General features: G+C 60.7%; 26 protein-coding genes. 2 read left to right on the top strand and 24 right to left on the bottom strand.

Going from position 1 to position 22866, the window contains the following annotated elements:
• Positions 1 to 13 precede the first annotated feature (13 nt).
• The 19 genes from HKK80_RS08360 to HKK80_RS08270 form a co-directional block, all read right to left on the bottom strand.
• On the bottom strand, positions 14 to 478 hold the full coding sequence (locus tag HKK80_RS08360) for a hypothetical protein (protein ID WP_411799150.1): 465 nt from the start codon (positions 476 to 478) through the stop codon (positions 14 to 16).
• Position 479: 1 nt separating this feature from the next.
• The gene (locus HKK80_RS08355) at positions 480 to 980 is read right to left on the bottom strand and encodes an amino acid-binding protein (protein WP_411799149.1); all 501 of its coding nucleotides are present in this window, start codon (positions 978 to 980) and stop codon (positions 480 to 482) included.
• Positions 981 to 989: 9 nt separating this feature from the next.
• Positions 990 to 1601, bottom strand: coding sequence for an imidazoleglycerol-phosphate dehydratase HisB (hisB, locus tag HKK80_RS08350; RefSeq protein ID WP_411799148.1), 612 nt, complete (start codon positions 1599 to 1601; stop codon positions 990 to 992).
• Between the two features lie 58 nt (positions 1602 to 1659).
• Complete coding sequence (gene hisA / locus HKK80_RS08345) at positions 1660 to 2394, bottom strand: 1-(5-phosphoribosyl)-5-[(5-phosphoribosylamino)methylideneamino]imidazole-4-carboxamide isomerase (protein WP_411799147.1); 735 nt, start codon at positions 2392 to 2394, stop codon at positions 1660 to 1662.
• A gap of 50 nt (positions 2395 to 2444) precedes the next feature.
• A complete protein-coding gene (gene flaJ / locus HKK80_RS08340) occupies positions 2445 to 4190 on the bottom strand; it encodes an archaellar assembly protein FlaJ (RefSeq protein WP_411799146.1) in 1746 nt (581 codons plus the stop codon).
• Between the two features lie 9 nt (positions 4191 to 4199).
• Positions 4200 to 5876 carry a type II/IV secretion system ATPase subunit gene (locus tag HKK80_RS08335; protein ID WP_411799145.1) on the bottom strand — a complete coding sequence of 559 codons (1677 nt, stop codon included), beginning with the start codon at positions 5874 to 5876 and terminating at the stop codon, positions 4200 to 4202.
• 2 nt (positions 5877 to 5878) lie between these two features.
• Entirely contained in the window at positions 5879 to 6637 is a 759-nt protein-coding gene (locus tag HKK80_RS08330; RefSeq protein ID WP_411799144.1) for an ATPase domain-containing protein, read from the bottom strand.
• 3 nt (positions 6638 to 6640) lie between these two features.
• Entirely contained in the window at positions 6641 to 7108 is a 468-nt protein-coding gene (locus HKK80_RS08325; protein WP_411799143.1) for a flagellar protein G, read from the bottom strand.
• 2 nt (positions 7109 to 7110) lie between these two features.
• On the bottom strand, positions 7111 to 7554 hold the full coding sequence (locus HKK80_RS08320; RefSeq protein ID WP_411799142.1) for a hypothetical protein: 444 nt from the start codon (positions 7552 to 7554) through the stop codon (positions 7111 to 7113).
• Entirely contained in the window at positions 7544 to 9475 is a 1932-nt protein-coding gene (locus tag HKK80_RS08315; RefSeq protein ID WP_411799141.1) for a FlaD/FlaE family flagellar protein, read from the bottom strand. The genes HKK80_RS08320 and HKK80_RS08315 overlap by 11 nt, the downstream gene beginning before the upstream one ends.
• Positions 9476 to 9578: 103 nt before the next feature.
• The gene (locus HKK80_RS08310; protein ID WP_411799140.1) at positions 9579 to 10085 is read right to left on the bottom strand and encodes a chemotaxis protein CheD; all 507 of its coding nucleotides are present in this window, start codon (positions 10083 to 10085) and stop codon (positions 9579 to 9581) included.
• Between the two features lie 16 nt (positions 10086 to 10101).
• Complete coding sequence (locus HKK80_RS08305) at positions 10102 to 11286, bottom strand: chemotaxis protein CheC (RefSeq protein ID WP_411799139.1); 1185 nt, start codon at positions 11284 to 11286, stop codon at positions 10102 to 10104.
• Between the two features lies 1 nt (position 11287).
• Entirely contained in the window at positions 11288 to 11650 is a 363-nt protein-coding gene (cheY, locus tag HKK80_RS08300; RefSeq protein ID WP_411799138.1) for a chemotaxis protein CheY, read from the bottom strand.
• A 75-nt stretch (positions 11651 to 11725) separates the two neighbouring features.
• Positions 11726 to 12481, bottom strand: a complete 756-nt coding sequence (locus HKK80_RS08295; protein WP_411799137.1) for a hypothetical protein — start codon at positions 12479 to 12481, stop codon at positions 11726 to 11728.
• Positions 12482 to 12583: 102 nt separating this feature from the next.
• The gene (locus HKK80_RS08290) at positions 12584 to 13054 is read right to left on the bottom strand and encodes a hypothetical protein (RefSeq protein WP_411799136.1); all 471 of its coding nucleotides are present in this window, start codon (positions 13052 to 13054) and stop codon (positions 12584 to 12586) included.
• A 130-nt stretch (positions 13055 to 13184) separates the two neighbouring features.
• Positions 13185 to 13763, bottom strand: coding sequence for an archaellin/type IV pilin N-terminal domain-containing protein (locus HKK80_RS08285; RefSeq protein ID WP_411799135.1), 579 nt, complete (start codon positions 13761 to 13763; stop codon positions 13185 to 13187).
• 334 nt (positions 13764 to 14097) lie between these two features.
• Positions 14098 to 14619, bottom strand: coding sequence for a hypothetical protein (locus HKK80_RS08280; protein ID WP_411799162.1), 522 nt, complete (start codon positions 14617 to 14619; stop codon positions 14098 to 14100).
• A 267-nt stretch (positions 14620 to 14886) separates the two neighbouring features.
• Complete coding sequence (locus HKK80_RS08275) at positions 14887 to 15462, bottom strand: archaellin/type IV pilin N-terminal domain-containing protein (RefSeq protein WP_411799134.1); 576 nt, start codon at positions 15460 to 15462, stop codon at positions 14887 to 14889.
• Between the two features lie 280 nt (positions 15463 to 15742).
• Positions 15743 to 16294, bottom strand: coding sequence for a hypothetical protein (locus tag HKK80_RS08270; protein WP_411799161.1), 552 nt, complete (start codon positions 16292 to 16294; stop codon positions 15743 to 15745).
• Between the two features lie 386 nt (positions 16295 to 16680).
• Here HKK80_RS08270 and HKK80_RS08265 point away from each other — a divergent pair, with 386 nt between their 5' ends.
• Positions 16681 to 17013 carry an ArsR/SmtB family transcription factor gene (locus HKK80_RS08265; protein WP_021041328.1) on the top strand — a complete coding sequence of 111 codons (333 nt, stop codon included), beginning with the start codon at positions 16681 to 16683 and terminating at the stop codon, positions 17011 to 17013.
• A 6-nt stretch (positions 17014 to 17019) separates the two neighbouring features.
• On the opposite strand, the gene HKK80_RS08260 is transcribed toward HKK80_RS08265, so the two are convergent.
• Positions 17020 to 17763: an RAD55 family ATPase gene (locus HKK80_RS08260; RefSeq protein ID WP_411799133.1), complete on the bottom strand. Its 744-nt coding sequence runs from the start codon at positions 17761 to 17763 to the stop codon at positions 17020 to 17022.
• A gap of 222 nt (positions 17764 to 17985) precedes the next feature.
• Here HKK80_RS08260 and HKK80_RS08255 point away from each other — a divergent pair, with 222 nt between their 5' ends.
• Positions 17986 to 18582, top strand: coding sequence for a HalX domain-containing protein (locus HKK80_RS08255; RefSeq protein ID WP_411799132.1), 597 nt, complete (start codon positions 17986 to 17988; stop codon positions 18580 to 18582).
• A gap of 4 nt (positions 18583 to 18586) precedes the next feature.
• Here HKK80_RS08255 and HKK80_RS08250 read toward each other — a convergent pair whose 3' ends face one another.
• The 4 genes from HKK80_RS08250 to hemC are packed head-to-tail and all read right to left on the bottom strand — an operon-like array spanning position 18587 to position 22850.
• Entirely contained in the window at positions 18587 to 20083 is a 1497-nt protein-coding gene (locus HKK80_RS08250; RefSeq protein WP_411799131.1) for a DHH family phosphoesterase, read from the bottom strand.
• Positions 20084 to 20138: 55 nt separating this feature from the next.
• Positions 20139 to 20885 carry a uroporphyrinogen-III synthase gene (locus HKK80_RS08245; RefSeq protein ID WP_411799130.1) on the bottom strand — a complete coding sequence of 249 codons (747 nt, stop codon included), beginning with the start codon at positions 20883 to 20885 and terminating at the stop codon, positions 20139 to 20141.
• On the bottom strand, positions 20882 to 21673 hold the full coding sequence (gene cobA, locus HKK80_RS08240; protein WP_411799129.1) for a uroporphyrinogen-III C-methyltransferase: 792 nt from the start codon (positions 21671 to 21673) through the stop codon (positions 20882 to 20884). The genes HKK80_RS08245 and cobA overlap by 4 nt, the downstream gene beginning before the upstream one ends.
• A complete protein-coding gene (hemC, locus tag HKK80_RS08235; protein ID WP_411799128.1) occupies positions 21666 to 22850 on the bottom strand; it encodes a hydroxymethylbilane synthase in 1185 nt (394 codons plus the stop codon). Before hemC ends, cobA begins: the two co-directional genes overlap by 8 nt.
• Positions 22851 to 22866: the final 16 nt, after the last annotated feature.

Below are 22866 nucleotides of genomic sequence, written 5' to 3'. Positions count from 1 at the left end.
TAAGGGATACTGGTCAGTCGTTGCTTGCGTCGCCATCGTCGTCGTCGCCTGCGGTCAGAGCCGCGTCGGCGTCGGCTGTCGCCAATCCCAGTCGATCAGGATGATGGAGATAGTAGAGCCCAGCGAAGGCGACGATGCCGACGGCTTCGACGACCACTGCCGCCAGCGCGAGCGGCTCGCTCGCCAACGCGTCGGCCGCGCTTTCGCCGTGATACAGCGGATAGCCGACGAGCAAGGCGGCGAGGGTGCCACCGCCGAGCGTGCTGAGTCGGCGGTAGCGATAGCCACGAAAGACGGCGACCCCAACCGCGATCAGGAGAACGGCGGCGGGCACAAAGAGAAACGGCCGGCTGTCGGCGACTGATTCGGTGAGCATCGCGGGCGACAGCCGCGGAACCGCCCACAGCAGGTGGAGTGCGGCCGTCAGCAACGCGGCCTGCACCGCGACGATCCGAACCGCGCGCTCGACGCGCTGCATCTCAGAACTCGACCCGCCGGACGAACGGGAGGTCGCGGATCGCCACCAACACCTCGCCGGGGATCGACTCGTCGGTGATGATGTAGAGCTTTGGCTCGTCGGTGAACTCGGGATCCTCGCTGATGACCTGCCGGATCGAGATGTCGGCCGCGGCGATCCGGTCGGTGACCGCGGCGACGATGCCGGACTCGTCGGCGGCGGCGACTTCGACCGTCAGCACGGTCAGATCGAGCACGGGCGCAAGATCACGGAGGCTTGGGATCGCGCCGATGTTTTCGAAGATGCGCTGGAGTTCGGGGTCATCGCGGATCGCGTCGGTCGTCGAGTCGACGACCCGGCGGTCGACATCGATCTCGCGGGCGATTTCGGTAAAGGGGATCTCGATGCCGCCGGAGACGACGCGGCCCTCCTCGTTGACCGAAAACCCGCGTTCGAGCAGCAGCCGGATCACCGCCTGCTGGCTCGGGCTCCCCTCGAACTTTTCCATTATCTCATCGAACATGGCTTGCCCCTAGAGTTGCCCCTTCGTGCTCGGCGTATCCGTCCGCCGGTCGTCGATCCGGGTCACATCGTCGAGGGCGCGCGCGAAGGCTTTGAACAGGGCTTCGACCTCGTGGTGGGCGTTGTCGCCGTCGACGCTCGCATGGACGGTCAGCCCGGCGTTCATCGCCACCGACTCGACGAAATGTCGCGCCATGTCGCTGGTAAAGTCGCCGATCGCGGCCTGGGAGAACTCGCCGTCGAAGACGAAATACGGCCGGCCGCTGATGTCGACGACGACCGAGGCGAGGGCTTCATCCAGCGGCACCCGACGATCGGCGTAGCGGACGATCCCGCGTCGATCGCCGAGTGCCTCGTCGATGGCCTCCCCCAGGGTGATCGCCACATCCTCGACGGTGTGGTGGTCGTCGACCGCGAGATCACCCTCGCAGTGTACCGTGAGATCGACGAGGCCGTGGGTCGCCAGCGCGGTCAGCATGTGGTCGAAAAACCCGATCCCGGTGTCGATCTCGCTGTCGCCGTCGCCGTCGAGATCGAGGGTGAGATCGATCGTCGTCTCGCCGGTTTCGCGGCTGACCGCGGCGGCCCGCGAGCCCGCGTCGGTCGCTGAGGAATCGCTCATAGGTGTGTTCAGAGCGTGGGGGCCTATGGTGGTTTCCCTCGGCGATCGATTTGATCGCCTACTCGCCGACCGCGTCCATCGCATCTTGGAGGGTGAACTCGCCCTCGTAGAGCGCGGTGCCGACGACGACCGCGGCCGCACCGGCCTCGCGGAGGTCGCGGATATCATCGATGGTCGCCACGCCGCCGCTGGCGACGACCGGGATCTCGACAGCCGAACAGACTCTCTCGACGAGATCGGTGTTGACCCCAGCGAGTTGCCCCTCAACATCGACATCCGTGAGCAAGATCGCGCCCGCGCCCAACTCTTCGTACCGACTGGCTGCCTCGGCCGGATCGAGGCCGGTGCTCTCTGTCCAGCCTGAGACGACGACCTCGCCGCCTTTTGCGTCGAGGCTGACCATGACTGCCCCCGGCTTGTGATCCGAAATGTCGGCGACGATCTCGGGGGTTTCGACCGCGGCGGTACCCAGAATGACGCGGTCGACACCAAGATCGAGCAGGTCGACGGCGTCGTCGACGGTGCGAATCCCGCCGCCGATCTGGAGGTCAACTGACGCGGTCTCAATGATCGACTCGAAGGCGTCGGCGTTGACGCGTTCGCCCTCGAAGGCCCCATCGAGATCGACGAGATGCAGCGTTGACGAACCGCGCTCGACCCACCCCTCTGCGGCGGCGACGGGATCGCCGTACCGGGTTTCGGTACCGCGCTCGCCGGCGACCAGTTGGACAACCTCGCCGTCCTGTACATCGACCGCCGGGATCACCTCAAAGTCGGGAAACGCCTTGGACATACGTCGGCTTCGACGGCCGGCTGATAAAACGCGTCGGTCGGCGGGCCGCCTCAGAGCTGAATCTGCAGGAGACTGCTGACGACCTGTCGGGTGAAGATCGCCACGCCCGCGCCGAGCCACGTCAACAACACGAAGTGGACGTAGGCGGTCGCCTTGTTGCCGCCGTCGATCGTCCGGATCATCAGCGACGACAGCGCGGCGTTGAACAGCACGACCAACAACAGCAGATACTCGATGACAGGGACGTTGTACGCTTGGGTGTAGATCAGCTGGCCGAACTCCGCCTGATCCAGTGTCAACTCCCCGGAGAACTCCCCGAGGATGTTGGCGACCTCAAGGCCGATGAAGAAGGCGAAGACGGCTGCCGCCGAGATCCCGTACAGCAGCCCGATCAGCGTCACCGTCTCCTGGCGTCGCTGCTCGCGGAGCTGATTGATCGTGTTCATGTTTTGGCTGATCAGTTCGCCCAACACCTGCGGGGTGCCACCCATCTGGCGGCCGACGAGATACATCTCGCTGTACTTCTGGATCAGATACGATTTGGCCTCCAGTGAGAAATCACCCCACGCGTTCTCCGGGCTGAGCCGCATGCTGAGTCGCCGGTACAGCCGGTTGATGACCGGGCTGAGCCCGCCGAAATCCTTCTCGCGAAGCGTTTTCAACACCTCGACGGTCGTCGCCTGCTGGGCGGTCTCGGCCGTTCCCAGCGACCGAATAAAGTTTGGATACTGCTCGTCGCGTTCCTTGATCCGCTCTTCTTCCATCCGCATGACGATCCCGGTGATCATCAGCGGCGTCACGGGGATCGAAACGTACAGCGGCAGCGGGACATCCTCGATAAAGAACAGCACGCCGTCGATCCCGGGGCCGATCCCAAGGAAGCCAAGCCCCATGAAGAAGATTATCCCCAGCGAGCCGAGGCTGCCGATGAAGATCGCCGCCCACAGCTCCTTGTCCTCGACAAACCGGGGCTGTGGGAAGTACCAGACCGGATCGTAGGGGGCGATGTTGCGGATGACAAAGAAGAACGCCACCTGGACGAGGAAGAACAGCCCGATGACAGCCGAGACGGTCACCGTCGGGTTGACGCCTGTCAGGATCGGTAGCACGATCGCAAACACCAGCCCGAACGTCATCGAGAGGATCATCGAGATGTAGAGATCCTCCATCACCTCAAGATTGGCCAGTTGGCCCTCGTAGATCGTCTGGTAGTTCTCGATGATGAAATCCTGCTCGTCGAGCATGAACTCCTTGAGCTCCTCGCCGGCCTCAAGGGTGAACGCCAGCCGCTCGTAGAGATCCGACATCACCTCACTCGGCACCTCCTTCGCCCGGCGGCGACAGGCGTCGTCGATGCTCTGGTTCCAGGTGTCGACAAGCCCGACAACCTGGCCCAACTCGTCGGCGAGCGCGCCGTACTCCTCCTCGGCTGCCAGCCGGCGGAACACCTCGACACGGTCGATGTTAGTTGTCGACAACACCGTCATATGTGTCATCGCCAGATGGAACTTGTCCTCGATCTCGGTGCGCTTCTGGGTGACGTAGAGCTTCGGGTACAACAGCCCGGTGACCCACACCAACAACCCGAGCAGCGGAATCGGGATCCGTGCTGTTACCGGGATCTCAAGGACGAATGCGGCGGCAATCGACAACAGAAAGACGCTGAACGTCGGCAGAAAGATCAGCAGCATATACCGCCGCCGGGACATGTCCAGCCGGCCGTAGGAGGCTAAGACATCCGAGACAAACGCCAACAGTGAGTTCAGCCGGTCGCCGGAGCCTTCCTGTGTCGCCATCGACGCCACCTACTTGATATCCGGCGCCGATGCCATCGTAAACGGCAGCCCTTCGGCACCGTCACGCTGGAACGATGCGATCGCGTCGTTGACCTCGTGGTAGCCGAGGATCCCCTCCTGGATCATCCGCTCGACGACCTGCGCGCGGTGATCGAGTGTCTCGTAGATCTGCCGCGTGTCGGCGTACCCCAACAGCGGCGCGATCTGTTCTTCCATCACATAGGAGTTGTTCATCCCCTTAAACGTGTGTTCGTCCTCGACGGGATCCCACTCGAAGACCTGTCGGGTGACGACCCCGCCCATCTCCTTGGAGTAGCCCTCGATCTCCTGGACGCTTGTCACCCGGCGCAACACGTCGTCGCCCTGTTTGACACGGTTTTGGAACAGTGCCACGTCGGCGATCCCCATGAACGTCTCGGGGACGTTGATCGGCTCGGAGGTAAACCGCTGGATCATCGTGACGATATCGGAGGCGTGGAAGGTGAGCATGACGGGGTGGCCGGTCTGGGCGGCCTGGAACGCCATGCGCCCCTCGGCTCCACGCACCTCGCCGACGATGATGTAGTCCGGGCGGGAACGCAGCGCGGAGGCGACGAGATCGAACATGTCGACCTCGTTTTCCTCGTTGCCGACCCCCTCCCGGGTGAGTAGCTGTTGCCACGTGTCGTGGGGTGGGATGACCTCGGCGGTGTCCTCGGCGGTGTAGATCTTTGAATCCCGCGGGATAAACGAGAAGGAGGCGTTGAGCGTCGTCGTCTTCCCGGAGGCTGTCTCGCCGACAACGAAGACGGTCTGTTCGTTTTCCAGACAGATCCAGAGATATGCCGCCATCAGCGGCGACAGCGTTCCCCAGTTGGTGATCTGGTTGATCGACAGCGGGATCTCATCCTGCTGTCGGATCGTCAGGGATGGCCCTTTCAGCGACACATCCTCGGAGTAGATGATGTTGATACGGGAGCCATCCGGCATCGTTGAGTCGACGATCGGATTCGAATCCGAGATCGGATCGCCCATCCGCTCGCCCATATTCTTCAGCCAGGTGTCGAACTCCTGGGAGGTGCCGAAATCGACCGTGGTCGGCAACATCCCGAATGTCGCGTGGTCGACGTGGGTCTCGTGGGCGCCGATAACGTGGATATCCTCGTTTTGATCGTCGCGCATGATCGGCTCCAGCGGCCCGAAGCCGACGATATCCCGGTTGAGCCGGTAGCGGATGCTGTCGTAGGTGTTCTGGTCGACTTTCACCTTCCCGAAGTTCCAGAGCTGTTTGACCCGGTCGTAAAACGACATATCGCCGTCGGTGACGTAGGTCGTCTCTTCGAGCAGCTCCTCGATGAGGTCGTCGTAGCCGGCGTCGTCGTCCGGTGACTCCTTGTGGCCGCTCATCGACAGCAGCTTTCGTTTGACCTTCTGGAGGGTGACGGTCTCGTCTTCCGACAGCGTCGGCTCGATGGTGTAGTATTTCGTCTTCTGGCCAAGGTCGCCGTACACGTGACAGTAGACCGCGCCGCCGACCGGATAGATGACGTTCGGACGGTCAGTCTCGTAATCCTCGGGATCCTCCACCAACATCGGGAACTCCCCGGCGATCTGCTTGAACTTCTGGAGGTGTTCCCGCAGGTGGGGCCGTCGGTTGGCGACCTGTCTGAGCTCGTCCGATGGCGTTGGTGTTCCTTGATCGGTCATCGTTAGGCCACACTCCGGCTTTCGATGACGATCCCGGTGCCGGAGCGCACCGAGAATCCGATGCTGTCACCGACCTGTTCGCCCATTCCCGCAAACCGCTTCACCGAGATCGAGCGGCGGGTTTCGCTGCCGACCTCGGCCATCTCCAGCTCAAGGAAGACGTCGGCGATCGACCGGAAGGGGTCGATCGTGTCGTCGTCGACCGTCGAGGGGTCGACGGTGATGACGATAAGCTTCCCCATCGAGATCATATCCCGGAAATACGAGATGATCTCAAGGGCGGCCTGTCGCCCCTCGTCGTTGCGCACGAGGGATTCGAATTTGGGATCGTTGCGGAGGATCGCATCGAAGGTGTCGATGATGACGACCTCCGGCTCCCACATCGCCTCGGCGTCCATCAGTCGTTTGAGTAGCTCCTTGCGCTCCTGTTCGCCCTCACCGCGGAGCGCGCCACCGCTGTCGAAATCCGCGCTCAAAAACAGCAGCTTCTCTTCGAGCAGTTCGGAGGTGATATCGTAGGACAGCGAGTGCATCTGGTTGATGAAGCCGCTGACCGTTAGCTCAGTCGATAGATAGGTTACTGTCGTTTCTTCCTGTGTAAACCCGTAGGTAAGCCGCTGGCTCAGCGCGCTTTTCCCCGCCCCGTAATCCCCTTCCATGAGCACAATACTGCCGGGCGGGAACCCGCCGCCGAGCTCAGCGTTTAGCTGGTCGTGGCCTTCGAGCCCGATCGACAGGATATCACGGCGTGTAGTGCTCATTGGTCAGCTCCTAAACTCGTATACTTCCTCATCGCTATTGATTGTTAGGTATACCCGATTGTCTTCGCCGTCTGGTATGTACTCGGTGTCAGTGTTGTCGACCGTGATCTCCATTACGTCTCCGGTGCGGGCTGTCGTCCGGTCGCCGTTGGCATCGGTGACGGTAAGATCACTGTTCGGTACAAACTCGCCGTTAACCACCATATCGATCGAGTCGGGTTGTATGAAGATCCCCTGTGAGCCGGTGTTGCGGACGTGAATGGTTAGATTGTTGTTGCCGTTGAGTGAGGGGCTGTCGGGATCGCTGACGATATCGATATCGGTTCTCACCTGTTGGCTGACATCGAGGCTGCCGTCCTCAACGGCGTTGCTGACGCGTTCGACGCCGGTCGTTAGCGTGCCGGCTACCCCGGCGGCGACGACAAGGCTGGCGATGAAGATGATCAGATGAGAGACGGAGACACTGGCCATGGTTAGACATCCTCCGAAACAGCCACACCGTGTTCGGTGACAACCCGAACGCGATTAACCGTTCCAGACGTATCGTACGTGATATCGAGGGTTTCACCAGGCAGCCAGAGGTCGGTACTTGCATCAGTGTCAACTTCTGTATTTAGTTCGCTCCGCTGTATGTAGGTGCCGTTAATCAGGAGATCGGTCTCCGAAACCGTCAGTGATGTCGAGCCGTTATTGGTGAGTGTGACAACCACCTCACTGCCTCCGGCTGGTATGTTATTGATCGTGGTACTGTCGAGCTGAATATCGGTATTCGCCTGCTCCAATGCCCGATCCGCCTGATTGGCATCAGCCGTCTGCACGCGCTCGTAGCTGTTGGCCATTGCTGGGTAGAATATACCAAGGGCTAAAAACAGCCCGGCGAAGATGACCGCGGTCGCGGCACTGACGCTAAAACCCATTGTTGTCTGGGGTAAAGCTGTCCCAGCGGTCGATAATGACCGATGTCGCGGTGGTGCCGTTGAGCTGCATGATGTATTTGAGGCTGTGGATGTGGTGTTCTCGGGTCAGGTACTCGGTGCCGGGGCGGTCGATCTTGTTGCGATCGACGTTGCCGAACCCGGAGAGGAACGACCGGAGATGGTCGGCGACAGCCGGATCGACCCACTCGATGCGCTCGTAGTAGTTGACCGCGCGTGCGGCGTCGGTCACCGTCGACTCATCGACGAGGAATTCCAGCCACTCCATGATCACGAGATCGCCGAGGTAATCGCTCGGCAGTGTCGTGAGGTAGGGCTTCTCGCGGGCCGTCGAGAGGTGATCGGAGGTGACGTACTCGAAGTCACCCGCACCGCGCTCTTGGATCGGTGACAGCGGCCGTGAGCCGCCGGCCTCCTCGTGGCCACCGCGGGCCTGTTCGTCAGCTGTTTGTGACTGTTGTCCGGCCGCCTGCTGTTGCTCTTGTTGGGTCTGTTGGTCGTCCATCTGTTGTTGTCCGGCTGCTTGTTGTTGGGCCGATTCGCTGGGATCGGACTCCGGTGTTTCTGCGGCGTCGGCTGGCTCTGTGTCGCCGCCGAACTCATCGCCGAAGGTATCGTCGTCCTCGTCGAAGCCGCCATCGTCCTCGTCGAAGACATCCTCGCCGTCATCGAGGGCCTCGTCGTCCTCGTCAAAGCCCTCCTCAAAGGCGGCGTCGTCCTCGTCATCGAAGGCGTCGTCCTCGTCCTCGAAACTCTCGTCGAACGCCTCGGAGTCGGCGTCCGCCTCCATCTCGTCATCGATCTCGTCCGCCTCCTCGTCATCGATCTCGTCTTCGTCGGCCCATTCTGCATCACCGGAGTCGTACTCGTTTTTTAGCTCGCTGAATGATTTTTCGCCGGACATATCTTGATCACTTGCATCTCCTTCGAGGTCATCACCAAAGTCATCTTCGCCGTCGAGGTCATCCTCGAACCCACCATCACCGTCGTCAAGGTCATCTTCGAACCCTGCCTCGTCGTCATCGAGATCCTCGGCGAAGTCGTCCTCGTCGTCGAGATCGTCGGCAAACCCTTCGTCGTCACCGTCGAGATCATCGGCGAAATCGCCTTCCCCCATCTCGTCTAAGCTCTCGCCCATCTCGTCGGCGTCGTCATCCATATCCTCGGCCTCGATCTCCTCTTCGGTCAGTTCGTCGTCAAAGAAGCCGTCGGCGTCGGCATCCATCACCGAGTCGTCGACATCCTCGGCCTCGCCGTCCTCGTCATCGTCGAAGAGGCCGAGGCCACCGCCGTCGCCGTCGCCACCGCCGAACCCGCCGGCACCGCCACCACCGCCGCCGTCGTCGACGAAGGGGTTGATGCCACGGGTCACCATCTCGTAGATGTCAAGCAGATTGCGGACATCCTCTTCGACCTCCTCGACGCGTTCGCTGATCTCGGTGTTCTCCTCGCGGATGGTGCCAACTGTCGAGGAGAGATCCGAGACCTCAGTTTCTAGCTCCTCGACCTGGTGGGCGATCTCGTCGGTGTTGCCGCCGCCACCGCCACCGAAATCGCCACCGCCACCGCCGAAGTCATCGTCCATCCCACCGAAGTCGTCATCCATCCCACCGCCGAAGTCATCGTCCATCCCACCGCCGAGATCGTCACCCATCCCGCCGAGATCATCGTCCATCCCGCCGCCAAGGTCATCGTCCATTCCCCCACCAAGGTCGCCGTCCATACCCCCGTCGCCGCCGCCCCCACCGGCTTCTTCCTCGCCTTCGAGGATGCGGTCGATGATGCTCGCCCCGACCAAGCCGATGGTTGCGGTCGTCACAGCCCACACCGAGAGCGCTCCCCCCAACTGAGAGCCGATCTCAACCGTGGGTGCTGCGACGAGGAGTGCGATTCCGAGACCCATTGTAACGGTTTATCACCACCGATACACTTGAAACCACCCATTTAACTCTCATCATTGATAGTTCCCGTCAGACACATATCACAACTGATATTTCTACACGGCATTAGATCGTCTGTGTCGTGTTGTCGTCGGCCGTCTGGATCACCACCGACTCACGCGCCGGATCGAAGCGGATCGATCGCCCGTGGTTGCCGCCGACATCAGTCCCCGCAACATCGATCCCGTAATGCTCGAAGGCCCGTTTTGCGGCGGCGATGTTGCGGCTCCCGATGCTGTCGCTGTCCGATGAAAACGACAGCATCTCGCTGCCGCCGACGACCCACCCCTCCAGCCGGCGTTTGCTTGCACCCGCCTCGACCATCTCCTCGATCAACAGCGGAAGCCCCGTGTCGACGAACTTCGCGGGGTTGCCGTCGCGGCTCTCGGCGGCTGTCGGCAGCATGACGTGGATCAGCCCGGATACGTCGTTGAACGAATCCCGGAGCACGATCCCAAGACAGGAGCCGACCCCACTGGTCGACAGTCGTGTGTTATCGGTTACCACGGCGTACTCCGCGATGCCGACCTGTTTCGTTGGCGGACTGTCAGCGCGCCGCCGATCCCGTGTCACGCGATCCTCCTGGCGATTAGTCCCGCGCCGGCAGTGCCGACAGCGCACGGGCGAGTTCTCGCTCGTTGGGTAGTGCGTAGATGTCGCATTGTCCCGTGTTGCCGTCGATCTCGATCGTCGAATCGATGACAAAGGCGTAATCCTGTTGTTGGCCGAGCTTGCCAACAACGGGGCTCATGATGGATTCGCCCATGTCGTGGACGAAGTTTGGCGGGGAGTGTTCGATGCTTGTCTGGAGGACATTCGCCCACCCATCGATAAAGCCGCTGGTCATGATGTTGCCGAGCTCCTTGATCGCGCCTTCGGTCATCTCACCGATCTCATCTTCCGTCCCACCGCCGGGCATCATCGCATTCGCGATCGTTGTCGCGGAGTCCTCGCCGAACAAGACGACGAGATAGCCGCTGGGGAGCCCGGTGAGCTCGAAGACGACGCCGACAAACTGGTCGTTGCCGACCTGTTTCGGCACGCCGGCCAGCGGGACAAACCGCAGTCGGCTCACGTCGACGTTGGTGTCGAGGCCGGTCATCATCCCGATCTGGTCGGCGGCGTTGCCAGCCCCCTCCTTTGCCAGCTCCTCGAAGGTGCTGAGTCGGTTAACCGGGATCTGGTTGCCCTGATCGTTGCCCGACAGCAGTTGGACGAACTGCCGGTACTCCGGCAACATATACAGGGAGAAATCAAGATCGACATCCATCCCGGTCAGCTTGCTCTCGAAGAGGAACACGCCGTGGTTTTTTGCGGCCTCGATGGCCTGATCCGGGAGGATGCGCGGCCCGTTGGCTTCGGTGTACCGCGGCGGCGTCATGTTGATTGCCGTCCCGAGATGGTTCGCCCAGCCGTCGATGAAGCCGCCGATCATGATGTTGCCAAGCTCAGTCACGCTGCTTTTCGCCAGCCGCTCCTCGGAGTCGGCGTTGTCGGTGACGTCCATGAGGAGGTCTTGAAGTTTCATCGCGCGCTCGCGCTCGAAGGCCAGGACGGTTTCGCCTTCGAGCCCGCCTTCGAGCCCGAGTTCGACGCCGACAAACGATCGGTCGGTGAACGTCTCTGCGAGCACGTTTTCGGTGACGAGACTCACGTCTGTCACATCGACATCCATCTGGACGCCCGCGAGCTGCGACAGCGACTCCGCGGCGCGCTCGGCGCCCTGTGACGCGAGGTGGTTGAACTGCCCCAGCTCGCGGATATCGACCTTCATGCTAGGCTGGGATGACGTCGTTGATCTCGTTGAGGACGTTCGGTTTCTGGAACGGTTTGGTGATGTATCCCGACGCGCCGGCCTTGATCGCCTGCTTCATCTTCTCCTCTTGGCCGACGCTGGTACACATGATCACCTTGGCGTCGTCGTAGTTGTTTGTGATCTCGTTTGTGGCCTCGATCCCATCGCGGATCGGCATGACGATATCCATCATGGCGATGTCGGGCTCCTCTTGCTCGTAGAGGTCGACCGCCTCGACGCCGTTTTCGGCTTCCCCGACGATTTCGAAGTCGTCTTCGAGTATCTCCCGGAGCAGGTTCCGCATGAACTCCGAGTCGTCAGCGATCATCACACGCTTTGCCATATATCGAACATAGGACACCCGAGGTAATATAAACGCTCCCCTATAGCTATCATGTCTGAAAGGAACCGCGGCCGATCACCGGCTGTCTGATGGTGGGACGGTGAACGATCCCTCCTCGCGGATCGCCGCCAGCAGCTCACTGATCGAGTCATCCGGCTCCAGTTCATACCGCTTGAGCATCGCGTAGACGCTCTGTACCGGATACTCGACCTCAAGTGTGCTGCCGGCAAGGATGATCCCGAGGGCGGCCTCCGGCTCCATCTCGTCGGTTGTCTGTTCGGCGTACCACCGCAACAGGCCCTCCAAGGTTTCGGCAACATCGTCGGAGCTCATCCGCCCGCGCTTGACGTTCCCTTCGATGTTGACCGTGGCATCGAACCCATAGGAGGTCTCGGTCGAGGTCAGCGACTCCGCGAGAAACTGGCTAACCGTCTGTTGGGTTAACTCGACGGCTGGCGGCTCGGCTGTCTCCCCGTCGTCGGTGTCATCCGATCTCTCAGCTGGCGGTTCGGAACCGGACTCGCTTTCATCGCTATCGGTCGTCGGTTCCTGACCACTGTCGTCGGTGTCGTCGATCTCGTCCTCGTCGACTTCGGTGTCGTCCTCGTCGGCCGCGTCGTCTGCGTCCGTTTCACTCGCCGGTAGCTGTGTCTTCTCAGCGCTCGACTGGTCGCCTTGCGCAGCCTCCGGGCTGTCTGGTGTCCCCTCCGCCGAGACGACGTACCGGCCCTCCGAGAGCGATTCGACCTTCGGATGATCGCTGATATCGAGCTCGTCGGGCGCAAGAATCCCTTTCTCTTGGAGATCGTCTTCTGGATCATCCGAGCTCATATCGATGCGTTCCGTCGGTATGATAAAGAGTGTTGTCCTCACCTCGCGTGAATATTCCACCGATCAGGCCGTCGCGTCGTGGCCGACTACTCAGCAAGGTTGCTACTGGCCCTCTCCGTTGAGCGTGGCAGCATCGGGGCCGTACCACCGATAATCGCTTTCGGCTGGCGTCTCACCGGCCTCAACAAGCGCAGCCTCGAGATTATCACTGAGACGGCTGACTGTAATCACCTCCGGGATAGAAAGAAAAATACCACCGTCCTCACCTGCTGGAATACCAATGTCAGGTCGATCGAGCTCTTCCTCCGGACTCTGATCCTGTAGCGTTCCAGGAGAGTCTACGCTCGAATAGATACGAACGAACAGATCGAGGGTCACACGACTATCAGTCGGATTCGAGATTGTACCAGTGACCTGTCCCTGCCCACCGGTAATCTCGATCCCGATGCGAGTGATCTCTGGTTGTGCGGGTTCCTCGTCCTCAGAGCCACCACCACCAAGCAGGCCGCTGCAGCCAGCAAGTCCGGCTGTGACCGCTGTGCTTCCGGCCATTAGGAGTCGTCGTCGATCCATACGATGTCCAATTCCCACGATCGTAATAATTGTTGTCGTGGCGACCGAGGGTTGTCGATCGTAGTCGGTCGGCACAACGCCGCTGCTATCAGGCTGTTCGATAAAAAATGGGGAAAGGATCGAGGTCAGCTTAGAGGATGTACGACTCGTTGTCGAAGATCCGGCGTGGTGTCTTCAGCTCCGTGTACGTGTTCCCGCCAGCGGGAGCCTGCGCGACAATCCGGACTCGTTCTGAGGAATTAAGCGGTTCGATGCCGTTCTGGTCGTCAAGCTCGATTGTGACAACCATTAGATCCTCCTGTTCTGCGAGGATCTGGGCACCAGGCTCCAAACTCTGTTTCGAGCTGAGAGTGATCGCCCCGTTTGAGTTTTCGTTTCCGCTCACGACTGTTGCATTCCCTTCAGGACTCGAGATCGTGTACGACGCCTGGCTGACATTTATCGCATCAGAGCCCGACGCCAGTCGAAGCGTCGCATTCAGCGTTTCGATCTGGTCGTCACCGTCGTCTTCGATCCCGACAATCTCTCCAAACTGGACGACATTACTGACTTCAGCAGTCGTCTCTTCACCTGTTTGCTGTGCTTGTGCTTGTAGGAGGCCTGCAGTGTTGATCAGAACACCGGCCGCGATCGCTGCGACCAGAACCATCGCGATGAACACGATGAGTGTTCCGATCCCCACCTGACCTCGGTCGTCTGTGTTGAACATGGTTTGGTACGCCTGAGCCCGTAATTGGACCAGACGGTACTGAAACGGTGACAGTGGATCGGTATAAAAATGACTACCAAATTATCTGTCCTGATAATAGTACAATTTGAAGTGACTATCTACGCAGCCAACAGTAAGTCACAAACCAGCAACGACCAGGCCTGACGCTACTCTTGGCAGTAGCGAGTTTTGTGTTCTCTCAGAAAAGCCCAGAACGAGAGTGTCCGGGCGCAAGCGTACCAAACCCATATACAGTAGCCGGCACCGGGCGTGCCGATGCTACCGTAGTGTGTTCCACCCACGTCGCGACGGTGGGTTGTGAGCCGCAGGTATCTTAGAGGATGTAGGATTCACCATCCTTGATTCGGCGTGGTGCCGTGAGTGACCGGTATGTGTTTCCGCCCGCGGGGGCTTGAGCGATTATTTCCAACTCCTGATTAGCCTTGAGTGGTTGGAGATTGGAGCTGCCGGCCGAAAGATCAAAGCTGACGATAACCAAATCTTCCTGGTCGGCGATGATTTTGTTATCCACATCCCCCTGTTTTTCAGTGATGCTATCAAGCACATCACTTTCATCTGGATTGCCGCTGATCACCGATGCGTTCCCGGCCGTGGCTAACGTGTATGACGCCTTACTCACGTTAATCGGGTCGGCTCCCGACGCAAGACGGATACTTGCATTTATTTGATCAAGTTTGCCATTACCAGAACCGGTATCTTTTGCAACAACTGAACCGATCTGAATAACATTACTCACCTCGGCGGTGGTCTCTTCGCCTGTCTGTTGAGCCTGTGCTTGCAGGAGGCCAGCGGTATTGATAAGCACGCCAGCGGCTATCGCAGCCACTAACACCATCGCGATGAACACGATGAGCGTACCTATCCCTACCTGGCCGCGGCGTTCTGTGCTGAACATGGTTGACCCCGCCTGAACCCACTGAAGGTCAGACGTTAGGCTACCTTTGTCGGTACATGATAATAAAAATGACGGTGATATGGCTGCTATACTATGTCTTGGAGTAATAATATCTCGGATTACGCCGATGGTTCAATCGATCAACCACCGATCACGAGTAGATCTACCCACAACAAGTCAGCCCCGGCGATTCGACCTATTGCCTCATCAGAGGATGTACGAGTTACCGTCCTTGATCCGGCGGGGTGCTTGGAGCTGTTTGTATGTACTCCCGCCCGCGGGGGCCTGCGCGACGAGGGTGATTGTATCAGACTCTCCAAGCGGATCCAGCTCGGACGATTCTGCCAGATCGAACTGGACGACCATGAGATCCTCCTGCTCCGAGAGGATGCTTGTCCCATCCTCAAGACTCTGTTCTTGGAACAGCGAGACCGCGTTGTTTGTCTGGTTGTTCCCATTGATGACGGTCGCACTCCCGTTTGTTTCGACCGTATAGGAGACCTCACTCAGGTTGACCGGATCGGAGCCGGAGGCGAGCCGGACGCTTGCGTTGAGGATATCGATCCGCCCGTCGGGGGTGGTGTCTTCGCCGATCACCTGATTGATCTGGACGATGTTGCTGACCTCGGCAGTTGTTTCCTCGCCGGTTTGCTGTGCTTGTGCTTGGAGGAGGCCGGCGGTGTTGATGAGGACACCAGCCGCGATCGCCGCGACCAGTACCATCGCGATAAACACGATGAGCGTCCCGATGCCGACCTGACCTCGGGTGGCTGACTCGAACATAGTGTGACTTGCCTGACCCGGAACAGGGCAGGCGTTACCTGAACATCAACCGAGGAGTCACATAAAAATGGTCTTCAAATTATCTTTTCTGAGAATAATGTAATCGAAACAGAATGATGGTGAGTTGTTGCTCTCATGGGGAGAGAATAGTCGAAATAACCCAACTCACTACGTCACAACATTGGATTAGTTCTGCTATCTATCAAACAGTGGTGCCGCAAACAGGGTGCAGCCACATTGGAATCAAAGTTGGAAACTGATCCAGCGGGAGAAACAGGACTTAGGAGAGGATGTAAGATTCGCCTTGGTTGATCCGCCGTGGTGCCTTCAGGGTAGCGTAGGTGCTCCCACCTGCCGGAGCCTGCACGATGATTGTTATATCATCACCATCTTCGATAGCGTTGATACCCTCTATCCCATTACTATTGCCGGAAGTGTCATTAAGGTTAAATTGGACAACCATGAGATCGTTTTGATCTGCTAGGATCAGTGGTTTCTCATCAAAGCCCTGTACCTGATAGAACGTTAACGGATCACTCGAATTCACACCGCTAATAACTCTTGCACTCCCGTCAGTGTCAAGGGTGTACGATGCCTCGCTTAGATTGATCGGATCAGCACCGGCTGCCAGCCGCATTGAGACATTTATGGTATCGATCTTTCCTGCGTCCGTCCCAGTGGACGAGCTTGTATCATAGCCAACCGCTTCACCGATCGCTATCCGATCACTAACCTGTGCCGTCGTTTCTTCACCTGTGGACTGTGCTTGCGCCTGGAGGAGTCCAGCGGTGTTGATCAGAACCCCCGCAGCGATAGCTGCGACTAAGACCATCGCGATGAACACGATGAGGGTACCGATCCCCACTTGACCCCTGCTTGCTGTGCTGAACATGGTGTGTTCCCCCGACTGGATACCGCCCGCACTCCAGTCTGATATCGTTACGTTAGATGGCTATGGTGTTAAAACTAACGACAGTTTGCCTCCGGAATGCGCCTCCCCCAACACGATAGTTATCGGTCGATACAGCCGGTAAGCCCTGTGCGTGACAGTTGCTACCGCTGACACCGATCACACGCACGGTACCGGTCAGCGGACGACTTCCTGTGATCCCTCACCTAACTCAACCGTGACTATTAGCTGTGATAGCCGCCGATCGTCGCACCCGTCATACCGGCCACCGATACGCTTTTTACCCAGTCACCGGTAATTATCACAGAATGGCATCGGATGAGCTTATCGAGGTGCTTGGCAACAAGTACAACACGGACATCCTGTCGGCGACAACCGAGCCGAAATCCGCTCAAGACCTCAGCGACGAACTTGACGTGCCAATCGCCACCTGCTACCGGCGGATCGATGAACTCACCGACGCCGATCTGTTGACGCTCCATGATCGGCCGCTGTCGGATGAACACCGCCGAATCAAGGTCTACCGCCGGAACGTCGACAAGGTCGAGGTCAACTTCGATGGGGGTGTCTCCGTCGATATCGCCGAACGATCGGCGGTCAAAAACAAACTCGACGATGTCTGGCGGACGATGTCGAATTAGGGCTTCTCAAAACGACGGCCCGTCGTCGCCGGGGCCGGATTCCCCAGCCATCATCGAAAAGCCGCTTGCCTTCTCGTAGACTGTGATCCCGCCGTCGCTGATCTCCATCGGGAAGATGTCGGTGTCGATATCCTGTTTTCGCATCTTGGCCACCCAGACGTACCGATTCACCCCGGAGTCGGTCGGCGTCTGGATGAAGTAGATGTTGCCGTCGGTGAGGAAGTTTTCGAGGCCGATCTCGGTGTCGGGAAACACCGCCCCCTGTTCGTTGATCAACAGCGAGGTCAGGCCGTGTTGTTTGAGGATATCCGAGAACTTCAGCAGGTAGGTGCGTTTCTCGCGTTCGTCCTCGAAAAACAGCTGAAACATCGTCAGCGAGTCCAAGACGAGCCGATCGTAGTCTTCCTCGGTAAACACCTCAAGCAGTCGATCCATCGTTTCGCTGAAGTTGCCGTCCTGCAGCATCTCGCGTTTGTCGTAGATCTTGATGTCCTCGTTGTCGACAAGCTCACCAAACCGATCGAAGCCGATCGACTCGGCGGCCATCTTGATATCCTCGGCGTTTTCCTCAAAGGAGATGTAGATCCCGCGTTCGTCGTGGTCGACGACACCCGAGTACAGGTAGTTGATCCCGAAGAGACTCTTCCCCGTCCCGGGATTGCCGCTGACGAGGACGGTCGCGTTGTTGACGATCCCACCGCCGAGAATCGAATCGAGGCCGTCGACGCCGGTTTGTACTGTCTCTGGCATGCGGAGCCATACGACCGCCCCCTAAATGAGCCCACCGGCTCCGGAGCCTCCACCGGCCGCAGTGCATACCTTTATTTCTCTGAAACATCCATACATGCCCAGAGCCGTCAGACGACTGTCTGACACGGATTTATGCTGCGTCATGAGCCTCACAACACATATGCGGGTGGATAGCGTCCGACCGGCCGATCATACCGGGATGGAGCCGTGGGTGGGCCGACGATGAGCGACGAAACGATCCTCGTGGTTGAGGACGATCCGACCGTCACCCATCTCTACAACAAGTTCCTCGAACCGGAGTACACCGTCGTTACCACGACGACCGCCGCGGAAGCTATCGATGTGCTTCACGGTGAGACCGCCCCGGATGGCGAGGAGCTACCGGACTCGATCGACGCCGTCCTTCTGGATCGGCGGCTCCCGGACGAACCTGGGGAAGTCGTTCTCGACGTTATCGAGGACGAAGAGATGGAGTGCCGAGTGGCGATGGTCACCGGTGTTGAGCCCGACTTCGATATCATCGACATGGGCTTCGATCTCTACATCCTCAAACCCGTCACGCGGGATGAGCTGATGGAAGCCGTCGACACGCTATTCACCCGATCTGAGTATGGCGATCTGCTACAGGAGGCGGCGTCGCTGGCCTCAAAGCGCGCGCTGCTTGAATCACAGAAATCCGATTCCGAACTCGAAGCCAGCGACGAGTACGACGAGCTACTCGATCGCCTCGAAGCCCTTGATGACGAACTGCTTGATCTCGCCGACACGCTGTCGGCCGACGACTACCGCGTGATGTTTCGCGACATCGGCGGCCAATAATTCCTTACGACGACAGTTGCTCGCCAACAATCTCGTCAGCAACAGCGACGAACGCTGATTGTTTCCCGGCCGGGATCGTTGCCCCGGCTGCCACGTCATGGCCGCCGCCGTCGCCATCAACCGCGCGGGCGGCATCTCGCATCACAACCGAGAGATCCAGCCCCTCGGCGGTGAGCGCGTGGTTCCCGCGTGCGGAGACCTTGATCTCCTCGTCGGAGTCCTCGGCGAACCCGATGATCGGCTGATCGCGGCGTACCCCCGATTCGCCGATGGCCATACCGGCGATGATGCCGACGATCGTCGCCCGAATCTCGTTGCCGGCGTCGAACCACTGGATGTTGTCCTCGGTGGTGACGCCTTCGCTTGTAACCCAGTCGACACCCTGTGAGAGATTCTTTCGGTGGTTTCGGAGCAGCGTTCGGGCCTGCTCGAAGGCTTCCTCGCGGTCGCCGAGACAGACCGCCAGCCCGACATCCGCGCGCTCGTACCGGGCGGTCGCGTTCAACAGCGTCGAGAACTCGCTGGCATCCCGCAGGACGGTGCCGGGCTCCTCAGCGGCCAGCTGGTAGCTCGTCCCGACGAGATCGTCGATCCGATCGGCCGGGACGCCGCTGGCAACCGCGCGCTGGATCAGCGCGCTGAGCAGCGTCTGTCGTTCCTCATCGGTGAGATCGACCCAACACCGCCAGCCGTCGTCGGTTTCGAGCTGGAGATCCAACTCGGAGAGAAACTTGATCGCCCCAGCGGTGTCGTTTGAGATCCCCGGGATTCGGGCCTCGGTGGCGTACTCCAGCAGCTTCGGCAGCGGCCGGGTCTGCTTGCCGTAGAGGGTGATGTCGGTGCCGGCCTCGACGACGCCGGCAGCAACCCCCTCCTCGACGATCCCCTCGTTTGCGCCGGTCAGCCCGTCGACGCCGGACTGCCGATCGCCGACCGCGCCGACGACCGCGAGAGCCGCGAGATCGCGGTTGTCTTGGCCCGGCTCATCGGTCGCTGTCGCGTCGGCGGTTACGCCGCCGTCTGTTGCCGAGCGGGTCGCGCCGTCCGTCGCCGACTTGGTCGTTCCTAACGCGCGTGCGAGAACGTACGTTGCACCGGCTCCCGAGAGTTCGGTCGCGCCGTCGAGCCCATACAACAGCGGGTTAAGATGGAACTCGGTCGTTGCGTCGGCCGGTTGGTGGTGATCGGCGATGACGGGAGTAAAATCGCCGGCAGCCTCGTGGTCGGCGATGATATCGAGCTGTCCGCTCCCGAAATCGGTGAACAACGCGGTGTCGTGGTCGGTTGCGGCGATCGCGGCGATCTCCTCCTCGTCGAGCTGTTTGGCAAACATAGTTTCAAAACGAATCCCCGCGCGTTCGAGTGCGGCCGCCGCGATGGCGGCACTCGTCAGCCCGTCGGCGTCGATATGCGAGGCCAGCACCACGCTGTCGGCCGCCAGCAGCCGCTCGGCGCAGGCGGCCGCCGGCTCGGCGAGTTCGGGAACGGGGCTCGAAGCCATCGACTGTGGGTTGTGCGGTATCGGATATAAGCCTCCGGCTCCCGATCGCGTCCGATCACTCGGTGTAACTGGGTGCCGCTGCCTCAACAACCCGGGTTGCTAACGCCTCGAAGGTCGCTTCCTCGGGGACGATGTCGACATCGATCCCGTGGTCGACGGCGGTCTCCCGGGTCGGCTCGCCGATCGTGCCGACAACAGCCCCATCGAGCCCATCGATGGCGGCATCCCGGAGGCCGCGATCGGCAGCCGCATCGAGGAAGTGTTCGACCGTCAGTGAGGAGGTGAATGCGACCGCCTCAAGTTCTCCGTTAGCCGCCAATTCGGTGCTCTCGCCGGCATCAGCCGGGCGAACCAGGCGGTAGAGAACGGTTTCGGTCACGTTCGCGCCAGCGTCGGCGAGGCCATCCAGTAACACCTGACTGCCGTGATCGCTGCGGGCGACGTTGACGTGGCTGTCGGCAACATCGTCGGCCAACAGCTCAACGAGGCCAGCGGAGCTGTAGGTGTCGGGCTCGCGGTCGACCGTCCAGCCGGCGTTGGTGGCGGCGGCGGTCGTCCCCGAGCCGATGCTGACAAGCGTCGCGTCGCCGGGCTGCCAGCCCGCCTCGGCGGCGAGCTCGACACCGGTTTTGCTCGTGAAAACGACGTAGTCGGCATCTGATTGTGGTACCGCACCGGTCGGCTCGATTTCGAGCATCGGATCAGCAATCGGTGTCGCGCCGAGCGAATCAAGGAGTCCGACGGCGTCGGTCAGGCGGTCATCGTCGGGCCGGAAGACGGCCACGCGGACCTCCTGGCTCATCGGTTGGTGGCCCTCGTCTGCTGGTCGTCGCTCCGGTTCAACAGAAAGTCGACAACCTCCGCCCGTGTCGCAGCCACGTCGCCGATCACGGTGATCGCCGGCGGTTCGATCCCGACCTCGTCGCGTACCTCAACGATGGAATCAAGGGTGCCGGTGGCGACGGTCATCTCCGGCCACGTCGCCCGCTCGACGAGTGCGACCGGTGTTTCCGGAGCCATCCCGGCATCCCGCAATGCCTGTGTGTACAGCGGGAGCTTTCCAACACCCATCAACACGACGAGCGTCCCGCCGGTGTCGGCCAGTGCCTCCCAGTCGACGGCCGATTCATCCTTGCTTGGATCCTCGTGGCCGGTGACAAAGGAGACACTGGAGACGTGATCGCGGTGGGTCAGCGGCACCCCGGCGACACCGGGGGCGCCGGTCGCGGAGGTGATCCCAGGAACGACCTCGAAGGGGATCTCGTTGGCCGCGAGATGTTCCATCTCCTCGCCGCCGCGGCCGAAGACGAAGGGGTCGCCACCCTTCAGCCGGACGACGGTTTTGCCCTGCTCGGCGAGTTCGACGAGCCGGCGGTTGGTGTACTCCTGTGGCGTCCACTCGCCGTCGGCGCGTTTGCCCACGTCTTCGCGTTTGTGTTCGGGGATCGCTTCAAGGATCTCCGGGCCGGGAAGCTTGTCGTGGAGGACGACATCGGCATCCGACAGCAGGCGGTTTGCCTTCACGGTCAGAAGCTCCGGATCGCCGGGGCCGCTCCCGACGAGATAGACCGTCGCTGGCACGTCAGCCATCGTCCTCCTGTGTCCCAGGGTCGCTTGTGGCCGCGTCGGCTTCGGCGGCGTCGATCAGCTCGGCAGCCCCTCGCTCGCGCAGCTCGGCGGCGAAATCGGCGGCCGCATCGGCGTGGTCGGTGACCGGGAGATTCCGCGTTGCCTCGACTGTCTCCTCGCCCTCGGGGCCGAGCACTTGCACGCGCGTGTGGACGTATTCCCCTTGCAGAATCGCGTTGACCCCGATCGGCGCGATACAGCCCCCGCCGAGCTCGGCCAACACCGTTCGCTCGGCGGTTGTTTCGATCCGACTGCGGGGGTGATCGACGACCTCCCGAAGCTGGTCGATTACCTCACTATCGACGGCGGTGACCGCGATCGCGCCCTGGCCGGGTGCGGGGACGAACTGCTCTCTGGGCAGCCGGTGGGTTGGGACGCTCTCAAGCAGGTCGCTGCGCTGCAGGCCGGCCTCCGCGAGGACGATTGCATCCATCTCGGTGTCGACCTTCCGGCCCATCGCGTCGCGTTCGAGATCGGTGCGATCGTTGAACCACTCCTCGGGTGAGCGGTCGTAGTCCTCGCTGTCGGCGTCAGCGTCGTTGGCGTTGTCATCGTCGGTAGCGTTGTCGCCGTCGTCGACAGCGGCCGCATCGCCGACGATGTCGTCAAGTTTGCCGACCGCTTCGAGTCGCGCCTGGTGTTCCCGCTGCAACGATGGCGCGAGCAGCTTTTCGAGGCGGGTGTCGACGTTGCCGCGGAGGGCAACGATCTCCAGATCCGGGCGAGCGGCCAGCAGTTGGGCCTTCCGCCGGAGCGAGCTTGTGCCGACGATCGCGCCCTCCGGGAGGTCGTCGAGATCGCGGCCATCGGGCGTGACGAGCACATCGCCGGACGGGACGCGTTCGGGGACGGCGGCGACGACAAGCTCGGCTGGCATCTCCGTTGGCATATCTTTCAGGGAGTGCACTGCTGCATCGAGGTCGCCGTCAAGCACCTTCTCGTCGAGGGCGCGGACGAACGCGCCGGTTTTCCCGAGGCGGTGGATCAGCTCATCGCGGATCTGGTCGCCCCGGGTGTCGACCTCGGTGAGCGTCACCTCCCGGCGACGGGAGTCGAGCGTGGATTTGACCGTCGTCGCCTGCCGGCGGGCGAGATCCGAGCCCCGCGTTGCGAGTCTGACGGTCGTGGCTGATGACATACAGCCCTCTCTGGGC

Source organism: Halonotius sp. F2-221B (assembly GCF_046719765.1).
Lineage (GTDB): Archaea > Halobacteriota > Halobacteria > Halobacteriales > Haloferacaceae > Halonotius.
The sequence above is the reverse complement of the archived record's forward strand: the minus strand, read 5'-3'. Positions and strand labels throughout refer to the sequence as shown.